The sequence below is a fragment of the Kitasatospora sp. YST-16 genome, from assembly GCF_026802215.1.
In the GTDB taxonomy this organism is placed as follows: Bacteria; Actinomycetota; Actinomycetes; order Streptomycetales; family Streptomycetaceae; genus Kitasatospora; species Kitasatospora cineracea.
Window position 1 is genome coordinate 7,109,700 of sequence record NZ_CP113837.1, and the last position, 19,550, is coordinate 7,129,249.

At 74.8% G+C, this 19,550-nt stretch carries 11 protein-coding genes and 1 pseudogene; 10 read left to right on the forward strand and 2 right to left on the reverse strand.

The annotated features are described in order from the left end of the window. Positions 1-3 precede the first annotated feature (3 nt). From OU787_RS32005 to OU787_RS32015, 3 genes are all read left to right on the forward strand, one after another. Positions 4-894: a carbohydrate ABC transporter permease gene (locus OU787_RS32005; RefSeq protein WP_030463987.1), complete on the forward strand. Its 891-nt coding sequence runs from the start codon at positions 4-6 to the stop codon at positions 892-894. A 215-nt stretch (positions 895-1,109) separates the two neighbouring features. Beyond that, positions 1,110-3,674 carry a carbohydrate-binding protein gene (locus tag OU787_RS32010; RefSeq protein WP_268661455.1) on the forward strand — a complete coding sequence of 855 codons (2,565 nt, stop codon included), beginning with the start codon at positions 1,110-1,112 and terminating at the stop codon, positions 3,672-3,674. Between the two features lie 104 nt (positions 3,675-3,778). Beyond that, positions 3,779-5,431 carry a glycoside hydrolase family 13 protein gene (locus OU787_RS32015; protein WP_268661456.1) on the forward strand — a complete coding sequence of 551 codons (1,653 nt, stop codon included), beginning with the start codon at positions 3,779-3,781 and terminating at the stop codon, positions 5,429-5,431. Between the two features lie 199 nt (positions 5,432-5,630). Here the strand turns inward: OU787_RS32015 and OU787_RS32020 are convergent, their stop codons facing one another. Next, entirely contained in the window at positions 5,631-6,731 is a 1,101-nt protein-coding gene (locus OU787_RS32020; RefSeq protein WP_268661457.1) for a universal stress protein, read from the reverse strand. Positions 6,732-7,192: 461 nt separating this feature from the next. Between OU787_RS32020 and OU787_RS32025 the strand changes: the two genes are divergently transcribed. The 6 genes and pseudogenes from OU787_RS32025 to OU787_RS32050 all read left to right on the forward strand — a co-directional run bounded on the left by OU787_RS32025 (position 7,193) and on the right by OU787_RS32050 (position 17,731). Continuing rightward, entirely contained in the window at positions 7,193-8,089 is an 897-nt protein-coding gene (locus OU787_RS32025; protein WP_268661458.1) for a C40 family peptidase, read from the forward strand. 53 nt (positions 8,090-8,142) lie between these two features. Further along, on the forward strand, positions 8,143-10,689 hold the full coding sequence (locus OU787_RS32030) for a S8 family serine peptidase (protein ID WP_030462486.1): 2,547 nt from the start codon (positions 8,143-8,145) through the stop codon (positions 10,687-10,689). After that, complete coding sequence (locus OU787_RS32035; RefSeq protein WP_268661459.1) at positions 10,689-13,583, forward strand: FG-GAP repeat domain-containing protein; 2,895 nt, start codon at positions 10,689-10,691, stop codon at positions 13,581-13,583. Before OU787_RS32030 ends, OU787_RS32035 begins: the two co-directional genes overlap by 1 nt. Before the next feature lie 297 nt (positions 13,584-13,880). Further along, positions 13,881-14,399 (forward strand): annotated as a pseudogene (locus OU787_RS32040) (AfsR/SARP family transcriptional regulator); the annotation flags it as partial. After that, positions 14,390-17,005, forward strand: a complete 2,616-nt coding sequence (locus OU787_RS32045) for an ATP-binding protein (RefSeq protein WP_268661460.1) — start codon at positions 14,390-14,392, stop codon at positions 17,003-17,005. The pseudogene OU787_RS32040 and the gene OU787_RS32045, both read left to right, overlap by 10 nt. A gap of 30 nt (positions 17,006-17,035) precedes the next feature. After that, positions 17,036-17,731: an aspartate/glutamate racemase family protein gene (locus OU787_RS32050; RefSeq protein WP_268661461.1), complete on the forward strand. Its 696-nt coding sequence runs from the start codon at positions 17,036-17,038 to the stop codon at positions 17,729-17,731. A gap of 22 nt (positions 17,732-17,753) precedes the next feature. On the opposite strand, the gene OU787_RS32055 is transcribed toward OU787_RS32050, so the two are convergent. Then, positions 17,754-18,128 carry a DUF4190 domain-containing protein gene (locus OU787_RS32055; protein ID WP_268661462.1) on the reverse strand — a complete coding sequence of 125 codons (375 nt, stop codon included), beginning with the start codon at positions 18,126-18,128 and terminating at the stop codon, positions 17,754-17,756. 147 nt (positions 18,129-18,275) lie between these two features. Here OU787_RS32055 and OU787_RS32060 point away from each other — a divergent pair, with 147 nt between their 5' ends. Next, the gene (locus tag OU787_RS32060; protein ID WP_030462481.1) at positions 18,276-19,496 is read left to right on the forward strand and encodes a sensor histidine kinase; all 1,221 of its coding nucleotides are present in this window, start codon (positions 18,276-18,278) and stop codon (positions 19,494-19,496) included. The last annotated feature ends 54 nt before the right edge of the window (positions 19,497-19,550 follow it).

A 19,550-nucleotide genomic window follows, 5' to 3' on the forward strand; every position in this document is an offset into this window, starting at 1 on the left:
GCCATGGCCACCGCCGAATCCGCCGCCCGCACCCTCGTCGCCCCCGCCGAGCTCGACCGGCCGCTCGGACGCCTGCTCTACCGGACCGTGCTGGGCACCGTCCTGGTCACCTTCACCGCCGCGTTCGTCTTCCCGCTGTACTGGCTGGTCTCCGGCGCGCTGAAGTCCTCCGCCGAACTCGCCGACCCGCACCCGACGCTGCTCCCGCACAGCTTCCACCCCGAGAGCTACAGCCAGGCGTGGAGCAGCACCGGACTGGGCCGCTACTTCCTCAACACCCTGCTGCTGGCCGCCGGTGCGCTGGTCTGCCAGCTGGTGGTGGACGTCTGTGCCGCCTACGCGCTGTCCAAGCTGCGGCCGGTGCTGGGCAACGTCGTGCTGGCGATGATGCTGGCCACCCTGATGCTGCCGGTCTCCGCGCTGCTGGTGCCCACCTACCTGACGGTGGTGGACGTCCCGCTGATCCACGTCAACCTGATCAACACGCCGTTCGCGATCTGGCTGCCCGCCTGCGCCAACGCCTTCAACATCTTCGTGCTAAAGCGGTTCTTCGACCAGATCCCGGAGGAACTGATCGACGCCGCCCGGATCGACGGCGCCGGGCCGGTGCGGATCCTGCTGCACGTGGTGCTGCCGCTGGCCCGGCCGGTCCTCGCCGTGGTGTCCGTCTTCGCGGTGGTCGGCGTCTGGAAGGACTTCCTGTGGCCGATGCTGACGCTGCCCGACCCCAAGGGCCAGCCGATCACCGTCGCCCTCAACACCCTCGCCAACGACATGCCCGCCAACCAGCTGCTGGCCGGCATGGCGATGGCCGCCGTCCCGCTGCTGGTGATCTTCCTGCTGTTCCAGCGCCACATCATGGCGGGACTGACCGCTGGCAGTCTCAAGGGCTAAACAGCCGTGTGTTAAAAGGGAATTGATGGCTCGTCAGTTCCTGTCCCGCCCCGTGTGCGGGCCGCCGTCCCCGGTGCCGACCTCCCGGGGGCGGCACCGCACCCCACCGACCCGGCGCCGGCCGAAGCAGCCGCTCGACCCGGCCGGCGCCGCCGCACCACCCCCCACCCCCCACACCGGGAGCCGTCGCGCCCCGGTCACCTTCGGGAGCCTCCGTGTACCCTGCACCCGGCACGTCCCGCACCACCAGAACCACCAGGACCAGCAAGCCCGCCGCCCTCGCCGCGGCCGTCGCGCTCCTCGCCGGCCTCACCCTGTGGACGCTCGCCCCCGGTACCGCCCGGGCCGCCTCCGTCGTCCTGGAGGCCGAGTCCGCCGCCAACACCGGTGGCGCCGCCGTGGCCGCCGACCACGCCGGGTACACCGGTACCGGCTTCGTGGGCGGCTTCACCGACGGCAACAAGGGCGCCGCGAAGACCTCCTTCACCGTGCAGGCCGCCACCGCCGGAACCGCCACCCTCGCGGTCCGGTACGCCAACGGCACCGGCTCCGCCAAGACGCTGACGCTGCTGGTCAACGGCGTCGCGGCCGGGCAGGTCACGCTGCCCGCCACCGCGAACTGGGACACCTGGGCGACCGTCCGGCAGGACGTCACCCTCAACTCCGGTGCCAACACCGTCGCCTACGCGTTCACCGCCGCCGACAGCGGCAACGTCAACCTCGACAACCTGACCGCCACCACCGGTACCACCGGCACCCCCACGCCGGGCGGCACGCTGGAGGCCGAGTCCGCCGCGCTCTCCGGCGGCGCCGCCGTGGCCGCCGACCACGCCGGATACACCGGTACCGGCTTCGTGGGCGGCTACACCGACGGCAACAAGGGCACCGCGAGGACCACCTTCGCCGTCACCTCCGCCACCGCGGGCAGCGGAACGGCCGACATCCGGTACGCCAACGGCACCGGCTCCGCCAAGACGCTCACCCTGCTGGTCAACGGCGCCGCGGCCGGGCAGGTCACGCTGCCCGCCACCGCGAACTGGGACACCTGGGCCACCGTCCGGCAGCCCGTCACCTACGCCGCGGGCAGCAACACCCTCGCCCTGGCCTTCACCACCGCCGACAGCGGCAACGTCAACCTCGACAGCCTCACCCCCACCACCCCCGCCGGCAGCACCGCGCCCACCGACCCGGGCACCCCGGGCGCCGACCTCCCCTACACCAGTTACGAGGCCGAGGCCGGAACCACCAACGGCACCGTCCTCACCCCCGACCGCACCTACCTCGCCGTCGCCTCCGAAGCCTCCGGCCGCAGCGCCGTCGAGCTGACCCGGACCGGCCAGTACGTCGAGATCACGCTCACCGCCCCCGCCGACGCGATCAACCTGCGCTACTCCCTCCCCGACAGCGCCGACGGCACCGGCCAAGACGCCACCCTCAGCGCCTACGCCGACGGCCAGGCCCTGGGCAGCCTGCACCTGACGTCCCGTTACGCCTGGGTTTACGGGGCCTACCCGTACACCAACAACCCCGCCGACGGGCAGCCGCACCGCTTCTTCGACGAGACCCGCGCCACCCTCGGCCGCACCCTGCCCGCGGGCACCGTGCTGCGCTTCCAGAAGGACGCCGCGGACACCGCCGCCTCCTACACCCTCGACCTGGTCGAGGCCGAACAGACCGGCGCCGCCGGCACCCTGCCCGCCGGGTACGTCTCCGCCGCCGACCTCGGCGTCACCCCCGGAACCCAAAACGTCACCGCGGCCCTCAACAGCGCGCTCACCACGGCCAGGAACCAGGGCAAGGGCCTGTTCCTGCCGGCCGGCACCTACGTCGTCTCCGACCACGTCGACCTGTCCGGCGTGAAGCTGCGCGGCGCGGGCGTCTGGTACACCGTGCTGCGCGGCACCGGCCTCAAGGGCGGCCTGTACGGCACCGGCGGCACCAGCACCGTCGAGGACCTGGCGATCGACGGCCAGAACACCGTCCGCGACGACGCCAACGGGCAGGCTGGCATCGAGGGCGACTTCGGCACCGGATCCGTCATCCGGAACGTCTGGATCCGGCACACCAAGGTCGGCCTGTGGATCAACGCCCCCACCAAGGGACTCCAGGCCACCGGCCTGCGCATCCGCGACACCTACGCCGACGGCGTCAACCTGCACGGCGCCGTCGACAGCACCGTGGTCTCCGACAGCAGCATCCGCGGCACCGGCGACGACGCCCTCGCCATGTGGTCCGACGGTGCCGCCGTCACCAACAGCGCCTTCCGCCACAACACCGTGCAACTGCCCACCCTCGCCAACGGCGCCGCCGTCTACGGCGGCAGCGGCAACAGCGTCGAGGACAACCTGATCTCCGACACCGTCACCGCGGGCGCCGGCATCACCGTCTCCAGCCGCTTCGGCCAGCCCTTCACCGGCACCACCACCGTCTCCGGCAACCTGCTGCGCCGCACCGGCAGCCTCGAGGTCAACTGGAACTCCCGGCTCGGCGCGATCTGGATCTACGCCGACCAGAGCGACCTCACCCGGCCCGTCGTCCTGAACGACAACACCGTCCAGGACTCCACCTACAGCGCGCTGCTGCTCTCCTGGCAGAAGCAGGTCGCCGACCTGCGCGTCGACGGACTGGTCATCGACCGGACCGGCCACCACGGCATCGAGGTCAACGCCGGCGGGCAGGGCACCTTCGCCAACACCCGGATCAGCGGCACCGCCGACGCGCCGCTGAACGTCACCGGCGGCTTCACCGTCCAGCGCGGCACCGGCAACACCGGCTGGTAGCACCCCCTCGCCCCCGCACCCCTCCGTGCCCCGGGGCCCGCCCGTACCCCTCGTCGGGCGCGCGGGCGGGCTCCCGCACCGTCCACGAACAAGGAGAACCCCCCGTGAACACGCCCACCGCCCGCCCCGCCCAGCCCTGGTGGCGCACCGCCGCCATCTACCAGGTCTACGTGCGCAGCTTCGCCGACGGCAACGGCGACGGCGTCGGCGACCTCGCGGGCGTGCGCAGCCGCCTGCCGTACCTGCGCGACCTCGGCGTGGACGCCCTCTGGTTCAACCCCTGGTACCGGTCCCCGATGGCCGACGGCGGCTACGACGTCGCCGACTACCGCGACATCGACCCGCTGTTCGGCACCCTCGCCGAGGCCCGGGAACTGATCGCCGAGGCCCACGAGCACGGCCTGCGGGTCATCGTCGACCTGGTGCCCAACCACTGCTCCGACCAGCACCCGTGGTTCCGCGAGGCGCTCGCCGCCGCACCCGGCGCCCCCGAACGGGAACGCTTCTGGTTCGCTCCCGGGAAGGGGGAGAGCGGCCAACTCCCGCCCAACGACTGGCAGTCGTACTTCGGCGGCCCCGCCTGGACCCGCACCACCGGCCCCGACGGCACCCCCGGCGACTGGTACCTGCACCTGTTCGCCCCCGAGCAGCCCGACCTCAACTGGGAACACCCCGAGGTGCGCACCGAGTTCGAGTCCGTCCTGCGGTTCTGGCTGGACCGCGGCGTGGACGGCTTCCGGATCGACGTCGCCCACGGCCTCGCCAAGAAGCCCGGCCTGCCCGACGTCGGCCCCGACCCCGACGTCACCGACCTGCCCTACCAGGACGTCGACGCCGTCCACGAGGTCTACCGCTCCTGGCGCAAGATCACCGACGGCTACCCGGGCGAGCGGGTCTTCGTCGGCGAGGTCTGGCTCCCCACCCCCGAACAGTTCGCCCGCTACCTGCGCCCGGACGAGCTGCACTCCGCGTTCAACTTCGAATTCCTGTGCTGCGCCTGGGAGTTCGACGCAGTCAAGGACGTGGTCGACGCCACCCTGGCCGCCCACGCCGAGGTCGGCGCCCCGCCCACCTGGGTGCTCTCCAACCACGACACCATCCGGCACGTCACCCGCTACGGCCGCGAGGACACCTCCTTCGACATGGGCGACAAGCGGCTCGGCGCCCCCACCGACCGCGAGCTCGGCCTGCGCCGCGCCCGCGCCGCCGCCCTGCTCACCATGGCCCTGCCCGGCGGCGTCTACGTCTACCAGGGCGACGAACTCGCGCTCAGCGAGGTCGAGGACCTCCCGGACGAACTGATCCAGGACCCCACCTTCGTCCGCTCCGGCGGCGCCGACCGCGGCCGCGACGGCTGCCGCGTCCCGCTGCCCTGGACCGCCGACGGCGCCTCCCTCGGCTTCTCCCCGGACGGAGCCGCCGCCCCGTGGCTCCCGCAGCCCGCCGACTGGGCCGGCCTGAGCGCCACCGCCCAGGACGCCGACCCGCACTCCGCACTCACCCTCTACCGCACCGCCCTGCGCCTGCGCCGCACCGAACTCGCCGCCCTGCCCGAGACCCTCACCTGGCTGCCCGCCGACCCGGGCACCCTCGCCTTCACCCGCGACGGCTCCTTCGCCTGCCTCGTCAACTTCACCGACCGGCCCCTGCCCCTCCCCGCAGACAGCACCCTCCTGCTCACCAGCACCCCGCTCGACGGCACCCTCCTCCCCCCGGACACCTGCGCCTGGCTCCGCCTGCCGGCCACCGACAACTGACGTCCCCCGCCCCCACCTGCCCGGCCGCCCGCCACGACCGTCGGCTTCGGCGAAGAGTCTCTTGATCATGACCGGTACAACGAGGGCCCCGTGAGGCCGGTCCTGCCGCTCCGGCCATCCGGTCCACAGCACTACCGAGGAGGACGCCCATCGGGCCCTGTCGGCATCTGATCGTTATGGGCCGATGGGGTGGGGTGGGTCAGGGTTGGGGGACGAGGATGACCGGGGCGGGGCTGTTGCGGATGGTGGCGTGTGCGACCGGGCCGAGGCTGTGGCCCAGGAGGTGTGGGCGGCGGCCGAGGACTACCAGGTCGGCGTGTTCGGTGGCGGAGAGGAGTCCGGCGGCGGCGCCGCCGAGGCGGGCCTCGACGAGTAGTTCGACCTCCGGGTGGGCGGCGTGGGCGGGGGCCAGTGTCCGGGTCAGGTCGGCTTCGATCCGCGAGGCCTGGTCGTCGGCGTCGGTGTCGGGCGGCAGCCAGCCGGGCGTCGCCGACCAGAACGGCATCAGCTCCCAGCCGTGCACCGCCCGGACCCGCCCGCCCGAGCGGGCTGCCTCGGCGAGGGCGAACTCCACGGCGGGCAGCGAGGATTCACCCGCCACGCCCACCACGATCTCGGCCGGACCGGGACTCGGGGCGACGGCGGTGGCGGAGTGCGGGTCCGGTGCGGACAGTTCGCCCTCCAGGGCGGCGGCGGGGGACGGGCCCGGGGCGACGGCGGTGGCGGACGGGTTCGTCGGGGCGGTGGCGACGGCGGTGGCGCTGGTGGCGGGCGGTTCGTCTTCCGGGACGGTGGCGGGGAACGGGTTCGTCGCCGTGGGGAGGGGGTTCTCCGGGGTGGGCAACTCGCCTTGGATGAGCGGGAGTTCGTCCTCCGGGGCATCCGGCTGCTCCCGGACCAGGGCCACCGGGCAGCTGGCGCGGGCGGCGACGGAGAGGGCCACCGAGCCGCCCAGGAGGTCGGCCAGTGCGCCGGGGCCGTCGGAGCCGAGGACCAGGAGGTCGTACTCGGCGGAGGCGTCGACCAGGGCGTCGGCGGTGTCGCCGGCGGCGGCCTGGGTGGCCACCGTCAGGTCGGGGTGGGCGGCCAGGACCTCCCGGGCCACGGCCTCCAGGTCGCCGTGTTCGGCCCGTCGGACCGGGTCGGTGGTGGGGCCGTCGGGTTCGGAGGGGCCGAGCCAGGGCCAGACCCGCAGCACGGTCAGTTCCGCGCCGTGCCGGGCGGCTTCGGCGCCGGCCCAGTGCACGGCGGTCCGGGACCGCGGGGAGCCATCGTAGCCGGTCAGGATCTGCTGGGTCATGGGTTCGCGTCTCCTCTCGGACCGGACGGCCGCCTGCCGTCCGTGGCGACGGTCGGCTACCCCGGGAGGCGGCGGGCATGCGGGGCACGGGTGTTGCGGGTGGGGCTGGGCCGCGCGGGTGAGTGTGCTGCCTCCGGGCGGCGAGATCCCCGGGGGCGGCGGGGACGGGTGCCACAGTGTCCGTGGTTCCGATCATCAGACCGAGGACGGTGGACTCCGGTGTCCCGTGACACACCCCGATCCTGGCGGGCCGCGGCCCTGCTGGTGGCAGCGCTCCTGTTCGTTCCGGCGGTGCCGGCCACGGCCGATCCCGCCCCGCCACCGGCCGGGGCGGGGGAGGATCCGGGGGCTCCGGCCCGGCGGGCGCGGACCCGGCGCTCGACCGGCTGGCCCGGGACGTCGCGGCGGCCCGGCACACCGCCGAGGCCGCCGAGCAGCAGTACACGGCCGCCGCGGGGGAGTTGGCGCAGCGCCGGAAGGAGTCGGCGGACGCCGCCCGGCAGGCCGACCAGCAGCGCGGGCGGCTCACCGAGGCCGAGACCGAGGCGGCCCGGCTGGTCGCCGAGCAGTACCGCAACGGCGGACTCGGCTCGCTGGCCCGGCTGTTCCTCGCCGACCGGCCCGAGGACTTCCTCGACCGGCAGCAGCGTGCCGCGTCCGACTCGCGCAGCGCCGCGGCCGTGCTGCGCGACCTGCGGGAGGCCCGCAACCGGATGGTGCTGCTCTCCGAACGGGCCGGGCAGGCCGAGCAGTCGGCGTCGGCGGCCGCAGACCGGGCCCAACGGGCCCTGGAGCAGGCCCGGCAGGGCGCCGCCCGCACCGAGCAGGTGCTGGCCGCCGCCACCGCCGAGCAACTCGGCCGGCTCGACCGGTGGGAGAGCGCCCTCGCGGACGGCGCCGCCCGGCAGTTGTCCGCCGCGGGCCCCGGCGGCGGGGCGTCCGCGGCCGGGCGGCGGGCCGTCGACTTCGCCCTCGCCCAGCGCGGCAAGCCCTACCTGTGGGGCGGCACCGGCCCCGACGCGTTCGACTGCTCCGGCCTCACCTCGCAGGCGTGGCGGGCGGCGGGCGTCCCGATCCCGCGCACCAGCCAGCAGCAGTGGGCGGGCCTGCGCCACGTCGCCCTGCGCGACCTGCGCCCCGGCGACCTGGTGATCTACCACGGGGACGCCGGCCACGTCGCGCTCTACCTGGGCGGCGGCGCCGTCGTGCACGCCCCGCACACCGGCACTGTGGTCAAGCTCGCGCCCGTCACCATGCTGCCGATCCTGGGTGCCGTCCGCCCCGACCCGGACGCCCCGCCGGAGCCCGTCCCGCCCGCGGCGGGGCCGGCGGCCGCGGAGCCTGTAATTCCGCAGTAACGGCCGCTCCCTACCTTCGGGGAATCCTGCTCCCTCCCTGGAGGATTCCCCCGATGCACCTGCCCCGACAGAACCGGCGCAGAACGGCTCTCTGGGCCACTGCCGCACTGACCGTGACGGCCGGCCTGACCGCGTCCCCGCTGCCCGCCGCGACGGCCGCCGCCCCCGCCCCCTCCGGCTCCGCCACCGTCCAGGTGGACCCGGCCCTGACCGGCGCGGTGGCGGGGGGTCAGGACGCCACCTTCTTCGTGGTGCTGAAGGACCGCGCCGACCTCGGCAAGGCCAAGGGCAAGGGCTCGCACGCCGAGCAGGCGAAGGCCGCCTACCGGGAGCTGCAGGACACCGCGCAGCGCAGCCAGGGCGCGCTGAAGAAGTTCCTGGACGAGCAGCGGGTCGGCCACCAGGACTACTGGATCGCCAACGCCGTCCAGGTCACCGGCGACGCCGAGCTGGTCGCGAAGCTGGCCAAGCGCGACGACGTGCAGAAGATCGTCAAGGCGCAGAGCTACCACGTGGACGACACCCAGCTGTCGGCCACCGCCTCCACCGACGCGGGCGACGGCACGCCCGAGTGGGGCGTGAAGGACATCGAGGCCGACCAGGTGTGGTCGCAGTACGACGCGCGCGGCGAGGGCGTCGTGATCGCCAACGTCGATTCCGGCGTGCAGTACGACCACCCGGACCTGGTCGCCGACTACCGCGGCAACAACGGCGACGGCACCTTCACCAACGACTACAACTTCTACGACCCGACCGGGACGTGCGCCACCCCCAGCACCCCGTGCGACAACAACGGCCACGGCACCCACACCATGGGCACCATGGTCGCCAAGAACGGCATCGGCGTCGCCCCGAATGCCAAGTGGATCGCCGCGAAGGGCTGCGAGTCCTCGCAGTGCTCGGACGAGTACCTGCTGAAGGCCGGCCAGTGGATCCTGGCGCCGACCGACCACAACGGCAACAACCCGCGGCCCGACCTGGCGCCGAACATCGTCAACAACTCCTGGGGCGGCGACGACACCACCTTCTACCAGGACATCGTCGAGGCGTGGAACTCCGCGGGCATCTTCGAGGCCTTCGCGGCCGGCAACGACGGCGACGGCACCACCTGTTCGACCGCGCACGCCCCCGGCTCGCAGGCCCCGTCCTACGGCGTCGGCGCGTATGACGTGAACGGCAGGATCGCGAACTTCTCCGGCTTCGGCCCGTCCCTGGTGGACGGTTCGGCCAAGCCGAACATCTCCGCCCCCGGCGTCAACGTCCGCTCCACCTGGCCGGGTTCGGCGTACATGGCGGAGTCCGGCACCTCGATGGCGACCCCGCACGTGGCGGGCGCCGTCGCGCTGCTGTGGTCGGCCGCGCCCTCGCTGATCGGTGACATCGACGGTACCCGCGCGCTGCTCAACCAGGGCGCCCGGGACGTCGACGACACCCACTGCGGCGGCACCGCGGGCATGAACAACGTCTGGGGCGAGGGCAGGCTCGACATCCTCAAGTCCGTCGACCTGGCCCCGCACACCGCCGTGAACATCACCGGCAGGGCCACCGACCGGGCGACCGGCGCCCCGCTCGCGGGCATCACCGTCAAGATCAGCTCGGCCGCCACCGGCACCCGCACCGTCACCACCGCCCCCGACGGCTCCTACCGCCTCGCGCTGGCGCCCGGCAGCTACGACCTCGCCGCCTCCGGGTACGGCTACGCGAACTTCGCGCTCAAGGGCCTGACGGTCGTCGCCGGGCAGCCGCAGGACGTCCCGCTGGCGATGACCGCCGTCGCCACCCACGCCGTCACCGGCACCGTGCTGGACGTCACCGGCAAGCCGCTGGCGGGCGCCGTGGTCGAGCTCACCGGCACCCCCGTCGCCTCCGTGGTCTCCGGCCAGGACGGCTCCTACACCCTGGGCAAGGTCGCCGAGGGCAGCTACACGCTGACCGTCAAGCCCGCCCAACCCGTGCTGTGCAACGGCGTGTTCACCGGCCCGCTGGCCGTCGCCGCCGACGTCAAGAAGACCGTGCGGACCCCGGCCCGCACCGACAACTCCGGCACCAGCTGCGCCCCGGCCGCCTACAGCTGGGTCAAGGGCAGCAGCAAGGTCGCGCTCAGCGGCGACGAGGACGCCAAGACCGTCACCCTGCCGTTCCCGGTGACGTACTACGGCGTCACGTACACCAGCGCCGCCGTCACCACCAACGGCCTGGTCGACTTCCTGGAGCCGCGGATCGGCGACTACGCCAACACCGCGCTGCCCACCGCCTACAAGCCGAACGGCGTCGTCGCCCCGTTCTGGGACGACCTGACGCTCGACAAGAAGGCCACCGTCACCACCGCCACCACCGGCACCGCGGGCAGGCGCACCTTCGCCGTGGTCTGGGACAACGTCCCGCTGGTCGCCGACAGTGCGAAGCGGGTCAGCTTCGAGGTGCTGTTCGACGAGGCCACCGGCGCCATCACCTTCCAGTACCAGAACGTGCCCGGGGGCGGGTCCGGCGCCACCGTCGGCCTGGAGAACCAGGCCGGGACCGACGCCCTCCAGTACTCCTTCGACCAGGCCGTCCTGACCAACGGCTCGGCGATCCGCTTCACCCAGGGAGCCAAGTGATGACCACCCACCGCAGAGCCCTCCGGCTCGCCTCCGGCCTGGTCGCCGCGGGCCTGGCCCTGACCGCCGCCCCGTACGCGCTGGCCGCCGACTCCACCTCCGGCACCGACGGTGTGCTGCGCATCACCGACCGGCAGGCCCAGGACCTCAACGCCCGGATCAACGCCGACGCCTACCCGCAGGCCGCCGCCACCGACAGCTCCGAGGCCACCACCGACCCGGCCCAGGGCGACACCGGAAGCGGCAGCCACCTGGACGCCCACGCGCCCGTCACCTTCACCGCCACCTCCGCCCTGGAGGGCGTGCGCGGCATCGCCGCCACCGTGCCCGCCGGGCAGGACGGCAGCTACTTCACCGTGCACAGCCTCGGCAACGTCCAGCTGCACAAGGCCGACGGCTCCACCGCCTGGGCCCGCACCAACGCCTCGCTGTACGCCGACTGGCAGCTCAAGCCGCTGCGCCCGTGGGACACCGAGCCCTACCCGGTGCGCATCCCGGTGGCGTACGACATGTTCAGCCCGTTCAGCTCGGACGCGCCCCAGGGCTACGACACCGCCGACCTCACCGGGGACGGCGTGCCCGACCTGGTGATCGCCGCCAACGTCGGCGAGAACCCGTACCGGCCGTTCTACCCGGCCGACGGCTCGACCCTCACCTACGGCACCTTCGTCACCGTGCTGGACGGCTCCACCGGCAAGACCCTGTGGACCAAGCTGTACGCCTCCAGCACCATCGTCAGGGTCGTCGACGGCACCCTGCTGGTCTCCGACGCCCCGCGCCAGAACACCAGCGCCGCCAAGACCGCCACCGCCACCCTCACCGGCATCCGGTTCGGCCACGCCGACGGCAAGCTCACCCCCGCCAAGACCTGGACGTACGACACCGGCGAGGCCGGGGTCTCGGCCTGGGGCGACCTGGTCGACCTCGGCGGCGGCAAGGTCGCGGTCTCCTTCGACCGCCGGATGACCGCCACCACCCCCGCCCGCGGCACCACTCTGATGCTCGACACCGCCGACGGCACCGTCGGCTGGCGGAGCGAGGGCGACCTGTACGGCCGCCGCCTGCGGCTGGACGCCGGGCGCCAGCGCCTGGTCGCCATCGAACAGCCGGACTACACCCAGCAGTTCGGGTACTCGGTGGTCTCCTACGACCTCGCCGACGGCGCCCGCACGGTGCTCGACACCCGGCTCAACGTGCTGCCCACCGCCTTCACCACCGGCGACCTCGGCAAGAACGCGGGCGACGAGTACGCCGTGGCCGAGGACACCTTCGACGCGGGCTTCCACATCGACTCCAGCACCGTCCGGGTGCTGGACGGCGACGGCTCCACCGTCAACTGGAGCGCCACCACCAAGCCCACCGCCAGCGGGAACGGCCCCAGCACCTGGCAGCTCGACGTCGCCGACGGCGCCCTGGTCGCCAGTGCCCAGGACGGCACCGACGTGGACAAGGCCGCCAACGTCTCCAGCCTGCGCTACGGCAAGGTCACCGTCTACAACGGCGGCAACGGCAAGGTCCGCTGGGAGACCGCGGGTGCCACCGCCTCGCCCCGCCTCCACCAGGTCGACGGCGGCGTGGTGCGCACCGTCGACCAGCAGCAGAACATCCGCACCTACAACCTCGGCAACGGCAAGCAGAAGAGCCTCACCCCGCTGCGGGGCGACCTCAACTACGCCGCCACCACCGACCTCGACGGCGACGGCAGGCCCGACGTCGTCGCCGGCGGCAACTCCGACGGCGTCTGGGCCTACTCCGGCCCCTCGCTGCTCACCGGCACCCCGAAGCAGCTGTGGCAGGCCACCGTCCCCGGCGAGACCCACGCCGTCACCACCGGCGACGTCAACGGCGACGGCAAGCCCGAGGTCGTGGTCGCCGCCGACACCGCCACCGTCGTGCTCGACGGTCGCACCGGCCAGGTGCTCGCCACCATCGACGGCGGCGGGAAGTACGTCCGCTCGGTCACGCTGGCCGACCTGGACGGCGACGGCAAGCAGGAGATCCTCGTCCCGACCGACGCGCTGCGCGCCTACAAGGGCGACGGCACCCCGCTGTGGACGTACGCCGCCCCGGCCGGCTCCGGCGACGTGGTCTTCTCCGACGCGGTGGTCACCGAGGGGCGGGTGCACGTCCAGTACTCCAGCACCAACGCCATCCAGCGCACCGACGCCGTGCAGAACGGCGTCGCGCTGGACGCCGCCAAGGGCACCCTGCTCTGGCAGGCGAACCCGACCGCACCGGCCCAGGCCGCCGGGCACAAGCTGTACGGCGCACTGCTGGACCACGGCGTCTTCGCCTCGCCCCAGATCCCGTACGCCGACGGCCACGCCGTCGTGCACACCTGGATCGCCCGGATCGACCCGTCGGCCAACGGCAGCGACGCCGCCGCCACCCCGGCCGTCGTCGTGGAGATCCGCGACGGCCGCACCGGCGAACTGCTCCACCAGTTCGCCTCCGGCAGCCCCTGGTCGCACGGCAACTTCTTCACCGGCGACGCCGCCGACGGCCTCAACCTGATCAGCTTCGGAACCCTGCGCCAGTTCCTGGCGGGCGGCGACGACCGGTGGACCTCCGTCGCCGCTCCGCTGCGCACCGCTCAGTTCATCACCGGCCCGGACGGCAGGAAGCTGGTCGTGGGCGGTGTCGAGGGCGGCGTCGCCGCCTACGACCCGGCCTTCCTCGGTGACGGGAACGTCTTCCACTCCGCGACCGGACTCGGCAACGCCCGCGGTGGCCGCAACTACCTCGCGGTCGACCTGGACGGCGACGGCAAGGAGGAGATGATCTCGCTCAACTTCGACGCCCTCGGCGTCAACCGGGCGGCCGAGCTGCTCGGCGGCGGGGTGCTGTCGATCGACAACGGCATTCACCAGATGACGACGTTCAAGCTCTCCTGAACCCCTTCACCGGACCTCCGCAGAACGGTCCGGGCGGGTAAAGGGCCGGTACCCCGCAGGCTCCCGCCTGCGGGGTGCCAGGCTTGTTCGTGTACTGTTGCCGGCCTTATGGGCGCACGAGAGACACACCGGACGGACACCGCGCCACCCGTGCTGCGCCTCTACCTCTTCGAGGGATTCCGGGCCGAACGCGACGCCGGGCCGCCACTGGCCGAACGCTGGCCGCGCCCCGGCGCCCGCGCCCTGGTCAAACTGCTCGCCGTCACCCCCGGCCACCGGCTGCACCGCGAACAGGCCATGGAGACCTGCTGGCCCGACGCCGACCCCGCCGCCGCCGCGGGCAGCCTCCGGGTCGCCCTGCACGCCGCCCGGCACGCCCTCGAACCCGAACTCGCCCCCCGCGCCGCCTCGTCCTACCTCAAGGCCGACGGCGGACTCCTGCTGCTCGACCCCGCCGCCGTCTGGATCGACGCCGACCACGCCGAACAGGCCGCCGAGGACGCCCTCGCCGACGGCCGGGCCGAGCGACTCGCCGACGCGATACGCCAGTTCACCGGCGAACTGCTCCCCGAGGACCGCTACGCGCACTGGGCCGCAGCCCGCCGCACCCGGCTCGACCGGCTGCGCGAACACCTCCTGCTGCGGCTCGCCGCCGCCCACCTCGACCAGGACCGCCCCGAGGACGCCGCCGCCTGCGCCGAACGGGTCCTCGCCACCAGCCCCGCCGAGGAACTCGCCCACCGCCTGCTCATCGACGCCTGCCTGCGCCAGGGACAGCGCCGCCGCGCCCTGCGCCAGTACCACCAGTGCCGCGAAGCCCTCGACGCCGAACTCGGCATCCGCCCCGGCCCCGAGACCGAACGCCTGCACCGCGCCGCCCTCGCCGCCACCCCCGCCCCCGCACCCGCCGCCACCGCCCTCCCGGCCCGGCTGCGCACCGCCGCCAGCGCCCGACTGCACGGCCGGGAACGGGAGTTGGACCGCCTGCTGGCCTCCGCCGGGCCCCCGTCCGGCTGCTCACCGGCGAAGCCGGCATCGGCAAGACCCGCCTCGCCGCCGAAGCCGCCCGCCGCGCCGCCGCCGACGGCGCCGCCGTCCTGTGGGGCAGCGGCCAGGACGCCGAGGACCACACCCCCTACGGCGCCTTCGCCGCCGCCCTCGACGGCTGGCTCGCCGAGCACGACCCCGCCGAACGCGCCAGGGTCGGCGCCGAGTACCCCGAACTCGCCGCCTTCCTGCCCTCGTTGGGCCAGGTGCCCACCAGCACCGCCCGCAGCCCCGAGGAGGAACGCGACCGCCTGTTCCGGGCCGGCGCCGCCCTGCTCGGCGACCTCGCCGCCACCCGCCCCGTCCTGGTCGTCCTCGACGACCTGCACGCCGCCGACACCGGCTCCTACCAGCTCCTCGGCCACCTCGCCCGGCGCGCCCACGACCGCCGCACCCCGCTGCGCTTCCTCGCCACCTACCGCGAGGAGGAACTCCCCGACGGCGACGCCCGCCGCCGCGCCGTCGCCGCCCTGCTCCGCCGGCAACTCGCCGTCCGCGAGGAACTCGGACGGCTCGACGAGGCCGCCGTGCTGGCCGCCGTCCGCGACGCCACCGGCCGCGCCCCCCGCCCCGACGTGTGGGAACTCTCGCTCGGAAACCCGCTGTTCGCCCTCGAACTCGCCCGCGGCGGCGACCGCGACGCCCCCGGCCAGCCCCCCGCCGGCGTCCGCGACCTGGTCGGCGAACGCCTCGTCCGGCTCGACCCGCACGCCCGCCGCTTCGTCGAGGCGCTCTCCGTCGCCGGCGGCGAAGCCGCCCTCGCCGAACTCCTCGACGTCGCCGAACACGGCCTGCACCCGCCCGTCACCGGCGCCGCCGCCGCCGACGCCGTCGAACACGCCATCGCCGCCGCCCTCATCGAGGAACGCCGGGTCGTCATCGCCGGCCGCGCCGAGCCCGGACTCGCCTTCCGCCACCCCCTGGTCCGGCTCACCTGCTACGACGGCCTCTCCGCCGTCCGCCGCCGCCAACTCCACGCCTCCTACGCCCAGGCCGTCCAGCGCCGCCGCCCCGACGCCGTCGACGCCCTCGCCTCCCACTTCACCCGCGCCGACGACCCGCGCGCCGCCGAGTACCTGCGCCGCGCCGCCGAACGCGCCGCCGCGCTCTACGCCAACGACACCGCCGACCGCTACTACCGCGACCTGGTCGCCCGCCTCGACGTCGACGCCGCCCGCGCCCGCCTCGCCCACAGCCAGGTCCTGCGCCGGATGGGCGAACCCGGCCGCGCCGCCGCCGTCCTGCGCACCGCACTCGCCGAGTTCCGGGCCCGCGGTGACCACGACGACACCGTCGCCACCGCCGCCCACCTCGCCGAAGCCCTGTTCCGGGCCGGGGAACTCGACGAGGCGCTCACCGTCCTGGCCGCCCACCCACCGCAGGAGCGCACCGGCCCCGAGGCCCGTGCCCTGCACCACCTCGCCCGCTCCAACCTCGACAAGACCCAGGGCCATTACCAGGACGCGTACCTGGCCGCCCGCCGCGCCCAGCACCCCGCCGAACTCGTCACCGGACCGAACGGCCGGCTCCTGCAAGCCCGTTCGCACGCCATGCAGGCCATCACCCTCGGCCTGGCCGGCCGCTTCGGCGAAGCCCGCCGGGCCGGCGACCTCGCCCTCGCCCCCGCCCAGGCGTACGGCGACCCGGTGCTGCTCGGCTCCGTGCTCTCCACCCTGCGCGAGAACGCCCGCCGGCACGGCCGCCTGCACGACGCGGTCCGCTTCGGCCGCCAGGCCCTCGACCACGCCCGGCAGTCCGGCGACCCGGTCGCCGCCGCCTTCGAACAGCTCAACCTCGCCGAACTCCACCTCCTGCTGGAGGAGAACGACACCGCCGCCCAGTACGCCGAAGCCGCCGTCGCCGCCGCCGACTGGGACGACGCCTGGTCGCTGCCCTACGCCCTGGCCGTCCTCGCCCGGGTCCGGCTGCGCACCGGCGACCGGGAGCGCGCCGCCGCCCTCCTCGAGCGGGCCGGCACCCCCGGCGACGAACAGGCCCACCACGAAGTGCGGCGCGCCCGCGCCCTGTTCGCCCTGCGCGGTGACGACCCCGCCGGCGCGCTGGCCGTCCTCGGCGCCGACGCCGCCGTCCGGGCCCCCGAACTCGCCGCCTACGCCCACCTCGCGGCCGGCCGCCCGGCCGAGGCCGCCCGGATCGCCGCCGCCGAGGCCGCCCGCGCCCACGCCAGCGGCGAACGCCTCGCCGAGACCGAGGCCCTGATCGCGCACGCCACCGCCGCGGCCCGGCTCGCCGACCCCGCGGCCGCCCGCACCGCCCGCACCGCCCTCGTCCGGGCCGACCACCTCGCCCGCACCCTCCCCTACCCCTCCGGCCTCACCCGCGTCCTCGCCCTGCGGGCCGAACTCGACGGCTGACGGCCCGCGGCCGGATGGCAGACTGGCGCGATGAGGACCATCGGACTGATCGGCGGCATGAGCTGGGAGTCGACCGCCCAGTACTACCGGCTGCTCAACGAGTTGACGCGGGAGCGGCTCGGCGGGCTGCACTCGGCGAAGTGCGTGCTGTACTCGGTGGACTTCGCCGAGATCGAGCGGCTGCAGGCGGCCGGGCGCTGGGCGGAGGCCGGGGAGGTGCTGGCGTCGGCGGCCCGGGCGCTGGCGGCGGCCGGGGCCGACCTGCTGCTGATCTGCACCAACACCATGCACAAGGTCGCCGACCAGGTCGCCGCGGCGGTCGACGTGCCGCTGCTGCACCTGGCCGACACCACCGCCGCGGCGGTCCGGGCGGCCGGGCTGCGGCGGGTCGGACTGCTGGGCACCGCGTTCACCATGGAGCAGGACTTCTACCGGGGCCGCCTGGCCGGGCACGGGCTGGAGGTGCTCGTCCCGGACGCGCCGGGCCGGGAGCTGGTGCACCGGGTGATCTACCAGGAGCTGTGCCTGGGCGTCGTCCGGGAGGAGTCCCGGGCCGCCTACCGGGAGGTGATCGCCGGGCTGGTCGCCCGGGGCGCCGAGGGCGTCGTCCTCGGCTGCACCGAGATCGAACTGCTGGTCGGCCCCGCCGACAGCCCCGTCCCGCTCTTCCCCACCACCGCCCTGCACGCCCGGGCCGCGGTCGACGCCGCGCTGGCCGACGACTGACGGATGGGCGGCTGACGGGCCGTCAGCGGTCGGACAGGCTGCGGCGGACGCACTCGACGTACTGGTGGAGGCCGTCGGGCCGGTAGCACTGCTGGGTGTGGTTCGCGTACCAGGCCAGCAGGACGGCGGCCAGCACGGACAGCGCCACCGCGGCCAGCGAGAGCAGCAGGCCGGCCACCGCGCGGCCCCGGCCGGTGCCGGTGCGGCGGGCGGTGCGCAGGGCGAACCCGGCGGTGACCAGGCCGGCCAGGCCGACCGGGCCGCCGACCAGGGCGAACGAGGTGAACAGGCCGAGGGCGCCCAGCAGCACGGCAGCCGTCGCCGGGGAGTTGGGGGCTGCGGGGGCTGCTGCGGGGGCTGCTGCGGGGTGCTCGGCGGTCGTTCCCGGGGCGGGCATCGGCGGTCCTTCCGTACGGCGTCCGGCACTTCCGGACCGGACCGATCCTGGGGCACCGCGCCCCCGCCGCACCTCCCGGCCGGGAGGGAACCCGGGCTCCCCCGATCGGGGGAGGGGACGGCCCGGCCCGGACGCCATACTTGCTGCATGACCTGGGCGATCGGGCCGTTGCTGCGCGGCTCCACCTACACCGGCACGCTGTTCGCGTTCCTCGGCGCGGCGGCCAGCGCCCTGCTGCTGCCGGTCGCGGCGCTGCCCGCGCTGGCGTGGGGCTCCGGCCCGTACGGGGCGCGGGCCGGGCTGGTGCTGGCGGGGTGGGCGGCGCTGGTGGCGCTGGCCGGGACGGCCCGCTCCACCCGGCGGGCGCTGGTGGCGGGGGCCCGCCGCCTGCTGGACGTCCCGCTGCCGCCGCCGTCCGGGGCGTTCGGCGCGGACCGGCGGCGGACCCCGCTGTGGCTGCTGCTGCACGCCGCGCTGGGCTGGGCCGCCACCCTGACGGTCAACCTGCTGCTGCTGGCGGCGCTCGCCCTGCCCGGGCGGTGGCTCGGCGGCGAACTGGAACTGTCGCTGTCCGGCCGGACGGTGCGCTCCGGCGACGGCTGGGGGAGCTGGGCCGCGTCCCTGGTGTGCGTGCTGCTGGCCGCGCTGGTGTGCGCCGCGGTCTCGGGCACGCTGCGCCGGCTCGCCCCCCGGCTGCTGGGCCCCTCCCCGGCCGAGCGGCTCGCGCTGGCCGCCGCCCGGGAACGGCAGCTGGCCGAACGCAACCGGCTGGCCCAGGAGTTGCACGACTCGATCGGGCACACCCTGACGGCGGCCACCATCCAGGCGGCGGTCGCGGGCGAGGTCCTCACCGGCGACCCGGCGGCCGCCCGGGCCGCACTGCGCAGCATCGAGGAGTCCACCCGGGCCGCCCTGGCGGACCTCGACCACGTACTGGGCGTGCTGCGCGAGGAACAGGCCGGCACCGCCCCGGTCCGGACCCTGGCCGACCTGCCCGAACTGCTGGAGCGGCTGCGGCACGCGGGCACCGAGGTGCGGACCGACCTCTCCGACGGCCTGGACCGGGTGCCGGGCGCGGTGGCCCGGGCGGCCTACCGGATCCTCCAGGAGGGCGTGACCAACGCGCTGCGGCACGGCGCGGACGGCCCGGTCCGGGTCACCGCGCTGCTCGCCCCCGCCGGGTGGCTGGAGCTGGCCGTGGCCAACCCGACCGGCCGCGGCCGGCGGCCCGCCTTCCCGGCCTCCGGCCACGGGCTGGCCGGCCTGGCCGAACGGGTGAGCCTGCTGAACGGCGAGTTCCGGGCCGGCCCGGACGGCGACGGCCACTGGGTCCTGGCGGCCCGTCTCCCGCTCCGGGCGTCGGCGTGAGTGGCGCGCCTTCCGCTCCGGACGTCGGCGTGAGTGGCGCGCCTTCCGCTCCGG